Origin of the sequence: Streptomyces sp. (assembly GCF_031178505.1) — a bacterium.
Lineage (GTDB): Bacteria > Actinomycetota > Actinomycetes > Streptomycetales > Streptomycetaceae > Streptomyces > Streptomyces gulbargensis.
The window spans coordinates 1-4,932 of record NZ_JAPSIW010000541.1 but is presented as its reverse complement, the minus strand read 5'-3'; the positions used below and the strand labels follow the sequence as shown (position 1 = coordinate 4,932).

The window sequence follows — 4,932 nt, the reverse complement described above, 5'->3', positions numbered from 1 at the left end:
GTGCGGTTGTCACCGGTGTGGACGATGGTCTGGTCCGGGGTGGACTTGTTGTTGAAGAAGACGAAGTGGGCGTCGGAGGCGACGCGGCCCGCGGCGTCGACACCGATCGCGGAGGCGTCGAGGTCGAAGTCGGTACCGGTGGTGGTGCGGACGTCCCAGCCGAGGCCCACGGTGACGGCGGTGAGGCCGGGGGCCTCCTTGGTCAGGGAGACGTTGCCGCCCTTGGACAGGCTTACAGCCATGGGATGGCCCTTTCCTCGTGATGCTCGTGATGCTCGGGTCGAAACGCGGTGCTCATCCGGAGAAACGCGCGCGGCCGCCCCGCGGTTCCCGGCCGGACGGGCCGGCGGCGGAAATCAGGGTGACGCCCCGGGTCCCCTACGGGGAACATGGGGGTCATGTCCGGTCCCTACCCGATCCGCGGCTCCGTCTCCCTGCCCGAGGCCGAGCTCCAGTGGCGTTTCTCGCGCTCGTCGGGGCCCGGCGGCCAGCACGTCAACACCAGCGACTCGCAGGTCGAGCTGCGCTTCGACCTGGCCGCGACGGAGGCCCTGCCCGAGGTGTGGAAGGCGCGCGCCCTGGAACGGCTGGCCTCCCGCCTCGTCGGCGGCGTCGTCACCGTCCGCGCCTCGGAGCACCGCTCCCAGTGGCGCAACCGCGAGACGGCGGCCGTGCGCCTGGCCGCGCTGCTCGCCGAGGCGACGGCCCCGCCCCCGAAGCCCCGCCGCCCGACGAAGATCCCGCGCGGCATCAACGAGCGCCGGCTGCGGGAGAAGAAGCAGCGCTCCGAGACGAAGCGGGCCCGCCGGGGCGGCGGCGACTGGAGCTGATGCCCCCGAAGCCGGTGCCGCGACCCTGGGCGCGCCGTCGTCGTACCCCTGCCACCGCACCCGCTCGGCGACCTGCCCTGGCCCGCTCCGCAGCCGTGCCTCCGGGCCCCCGGCTCACCCCAGGTGGCGGTACTTCCCCCGGAAGTACGTGAGCGGCTCGGCCTCCGCCGACGGCAGGCCCACCGCCAGGACCCGGCCGATCACGAGCGTGTGGTCCCCCGCCACGACCCGGTTCTCGGTGCGGCACTCCAGGGTCGCCAGCGCCCCTCCCATCAGCGGCGCGCCGCTCACCTCGCCCCGCGTGTACGGCAGGTCGGCGAAGAGGAGCCGGTCCGAGACCCGGCCCTTCATGGCGAAGCGCCCCGCGACGTGCCGCTGGCTCTCCGCGAGCACGGACACCGCCCACACCGGGACCTCGGCGAGCAGGTCGTCCATGCGGGAACCGTTGCGCAGGCTGACCATGACCAGCGGCGGGTCGAGGGACACGGACAGGAAGGCGGTCGCGGTCATGCCGACGTCCTCGCCGCGCGGGCCGTCGTCGGGGTCGTGCGCCGTCACCAGGACCACGCCCGCCGCGAGGCGGGACATCGCCGCCCGGAACTCGTCGTTGCTCACCCCCTCAGCATGAGGGACGGCCAGGTCGGACACGGGGGGAGGGGCGGGGGTCTTCTGCAGCACACCCGCACGCTAGCCCCGGCCCGCCGCGCCCCGCATCGGGCGGGGGGACCAGCGGTCCACCCCCTCCGGTCCTAGGACCCGCGGCCCCCGCCGCGCGCCGCGACCTGCGGCGACGCTCCCCGGTCTGCTGTGACTTGAGTCACAGAAGGCAGTATTTGTTGACCCTGTGTACCGGGTGCGCAGCTCGCTGTGATTCAGTGGCGGTGACAGTGCACACGATGCCGATGAGAACCCTGGAGTTGCTGTCGAGGTCTCGGGGAGAGCGAGCGATGGAGACCGAGTCGGAGCCCTACGTCCGTCTCTCGACCCTGCGGCAGCTGCACCAGGTCGTGGCGGACCTCAACACCGCCCGCAGTCTGGCGGACACCGTGCAGACCGTCGCCGACGGAGTCGTCGCCGGTCTCAACTACGAGCTTGCCTGCGTCAACCTCGTCCGGCCCGACGGTGACCTCGTCGTCGCGGCCTTCGCCGGCAGCTCCGCCGCCGAGGCCCTCATCACCGGCCGGGTCGGCTCCCGCGCCGCCTGGGACCGGCGCCTGTCCATGGGCGTCGCCTGGGGCGACCTCCGCTTCATCCCGCACACCGAGGGCTGGGTCCTCCTCGACGACGACGTCCCGCAGTGGCACACCGAGGGACCCGCGCCCCGCTTCGAGGACGAGTGGCACCCCCACGACCGGCTCTACGCCCCCATGTACGCCCCCGGAGTCCGCTCCGGCAAGGGCGGCGGACCGGCGGGCTCCGGCCGGGAACTCCTCGGCGTCATATCCGTCGACCGCCCGCGCAACGGCCGGCATCCCGGGCCCTGGGGCCAGGAAGCCCTCCAGATGTACGCCTCCCAGTCGGCCATCGCGATCAGCAACGCGCGCCTGCGCTCCAACATGCAGCGGGCCCTCGTCCGGCTCGAGCGCGAGCAGCAGGCGCTGCGCGCCAGCGAGGAGTCCTTCCGGCAGGCCTTCGAGTACGCCCCCTCCGGCATGGCCATCGCCGAGATGGGCGGCGACCAGCACGGAAGGCTGCTGCGGACCAACGACGCCCTGTGCCGGCTCCTCGGCCGCCCCGCCTCCGTCATGCGGCGCTACTCCTTCGCCGACCTCGTCCACCCCGAGGACATAGGGACACTGCTGCGCACCTCCGCCGAGGGCGGCCGGGCCGAGCTGCGGCTGGGCCGGCGCGACGGCACGTACGTGTGGGTCTCCCTGCGGAACTCCGTGGTCGCCGACACCGCCGACGGGCCCCGCTTCCTCCTCACCCACGTCGAGGACATCGAGGAACGCAAACGCCACGAGCTCCAGCTCGCCCACCGCGCCTCGCACGACGCCCTCACCGGCCTGCCCAACAGCGCCGAACTCCGCTCCCGGCTCTCCGCCCGCCTCTGCGAGCGCCCGGCGCACGCCGTGGGGCACGAGGTGGGGACGTACGGGTACGGGACGGGCCCCGGCCCCGAGCTCGGCCCCGGCCCGGACGCGGCTCACGAGTCGCCGTACGAGTACGACCACGAGCACGAGCACGGCTTCGGCTTCGAGCCCGCAGGGACGGCGGGCGCCTACGACCACCACGTCCACCTCGCCGCCCCCTCCGCGGGCGAGACCGACGACGGCACGAAGGGGCTCGCGGTCCTCTTCTGCGACCTCGACGGCTTCAAGTCGATCAACGACCGGTTCGGGCACCACACCGGTGACGCCGTCCTCATCGAGGTCGCCCGCCGGCTCACCACCGGCGTCCGCGACGGTGACACGGTCGCCCGGCTCGGCGGTGACGAGTTCGTCGTCCTCGCCGACGGCCTCGGCGCGGCCGACGCCGCCGACCTGGCCGTACGCCTCCGCAACGCGATCATTCCGCCGATCCGGGTGGACGGCAGGGCCGTGCGGGTCGGGGCGAGTTTCGGTATCGGCTGGGCCGAATGCGGCATGACGGTGGAAGAGGTCCTGAACTCCGCCGACCAGCGGATGTACGTGGAGAAACGCTCCCGCGCCAAGGTCCACCGCCGCGCCGGCTGACCGCGCCGGGGGCCGCCGGCCGGTCAAGGGGCCGCACCGGGGCCTGGTCCGTTCGGGGTAGGCTCGCCCGGTCGGCGACGGCTGGCGAGCATGGATAGGAGTGACCCGGATGGCTGCCGGTAACAACGGCGCGAGCAAGCCCGAGGACGACGATCCCTTCGGCTACCTGTACGCGGACGGCCAGGCAGCCGGCGCGCAGGGCCCGCAGGGCGGCGGCTACGGCTACCCGGGCCCCGCGCCCGCGCAGCCCGGTGTGCCCCGCACCTCGTACAACCAGGTCCGCACGGTCGGAGAGCGCCAGTACGGCGCCCCCACCCAGGGCCACGGCCAGGCCTACGTACCGCCGCAGCAGCAGGCGCCGTACGGCAGGCCGCAGCCGCAGTACGCGGCGCCCGAGACCTACGGCGGCCCCCCGACCCGCCCCGTCCCCCCGCAGCACGGCGGCGGCTCCGGCCGCGGCCCGAACACCAAGGGCCTCCTGATCGGCGCGGTCGCGGTCGTCGCGGTCGTCATCGCCGGCATCGCCGCGGCCGTGATCTCGAACACGGGCGACGACAAGGACCCGCAGGCGGGCGGGACGCCGACCTCCGTTTCGACGGCGCCCGCGTCCCAGAGCCAGGAGACCCCGAGCGCGGAGCCCAGCAGCGAGCCCACCCCTGAAGAACTGCCGAAGCAGGACGCTGCCACGCTGCGACTCGGTGGTTCGGCCGCGCTCGGCAAGGACGTGAAGGGCGCCGAGGGCATCGACGGCGCCTACGTCGCGGGCTTCAACGCGCCGGGCTCCTCGGTGACCTGGAAGGCGAACATGCCCGACGGCGGCCAGTACCGGCTGACCGTGCGCTACACGATCCCCGCGGTCGACGCCAACGCCACCCTGACGGTCAACGGCAAGCCGAATCCGCAGCCGATCGGCCTGAAGAACTTCATCCACTCCTCGGACCCGAACCTGGAGAAGAACTGGCAGACCACCTGGGCGCCGGTCACCCTCCAGAAGGGCGAGAACGAGATCAAGATCTCGTGCGAGCAGGGCAACCAGTGTGACGTCCTGCTCGACTGGCTCCAGGTCACTCCCGAGCGGTAGGACCGCCCCCACGGGCCGGTCACCTGAACGACCGGCCTCCTCGCCGGGCCCTTCCGCGCGGCGCGGGGCCCGCCGGCGTCGCGGGAAGGGCGACATGAGCCCGGTGTCCCGCCGCTCCGCCGCGATGACGTGACGTCAGGACAGCGTTGTCATACCCCTGGGTTGATCTCGAACTGACTGCACTTCAGATACCTGGGGGAGCTCTCCTGTGAGCACGTCCAAAAAGAGTCTCACGACGGTGGCTGTGGCCGGTGCGCTGCTGGGCGGCACTTTCGTCACGCCGGCCGCAGCCGCTGATCCCAACACCTGCCCGCGCGGGAAGGTGTGCGGGTGGTCGGGGGTGAAC

Annotated in this window: 5 protein-coding genes; 3 read left to right on the top strand and 2 right to left on the bottom strand. The window is 73.1% G+C overall.

The annotated features are described in order from the left end of the window. On the bottom strand, positions 1-242 hold a 242-nt coding region (locus RIF68_RS27290), incomplete at its 3' end, for a TerD family protein (protein WP_309053958.1). Between the two features lie 147 nt (positions 243-389). Here RIF68_RS27290 and arfB point away from each other — a divergent pair. After that, a complete protein-coding gene (arfB, locus tag RIF68_RS27285) occupies positions 390-830 on the top strand; it encodes an alternative ribosome rescue aminoacyl-tRNA hydrolase ArfB (protein WP_309053957.1) in 441 nt (146 codons plus the stop codon). A 114-nt stretch (positions 831-944) separates the two neighbouring features. On the opposite strand, the gene RIF68_RS27280 is transcribed toward arfB, so the two are convergent. Next, positions 945-1,508, bottom strand: coding sequence for a flavin reductase family protein (locus RIF68_RS27280; protein ID WP_309053956.1), 564 nt, complete (start codon positions 1,506-1,508; stop codon positions 945-947). Positions 1,509-1,777: 269 nt separating this feature from the next. On the opposite strand from RIF68_RS27280, the gene cdgB reads away from it, so the two are divergent. After that, positions 1,778-3,505 carry a diguanylate cyclase CdgB gene (cdgB, locus tag RIF68_RS27275; protein WP_309053955.1) on the top strand — a complete coding sequence of 576 codons (1,728 nt, stop codon included), beginning with the start codon at positions 1,778-1,780 and terminating at the stop codon, positions 3,503-3,505. A gap of 109 nt (positions 3,506-3,614) precedes the next feature. Next, the gene (locus RIF68_RS27270) at positions 3,615-4,586 is read left to right on the top strand and encodes a CBM35 domain-containing protein (RefSeq protein WP_309053954.1); all 972 of its coding nucleotides are present in this window, start codon (positions 3,615-3,617) and stop codon (positions 4,584-4,586) included. Positions 4,587-4,932 lie beyond the last annotated feature (346 nt).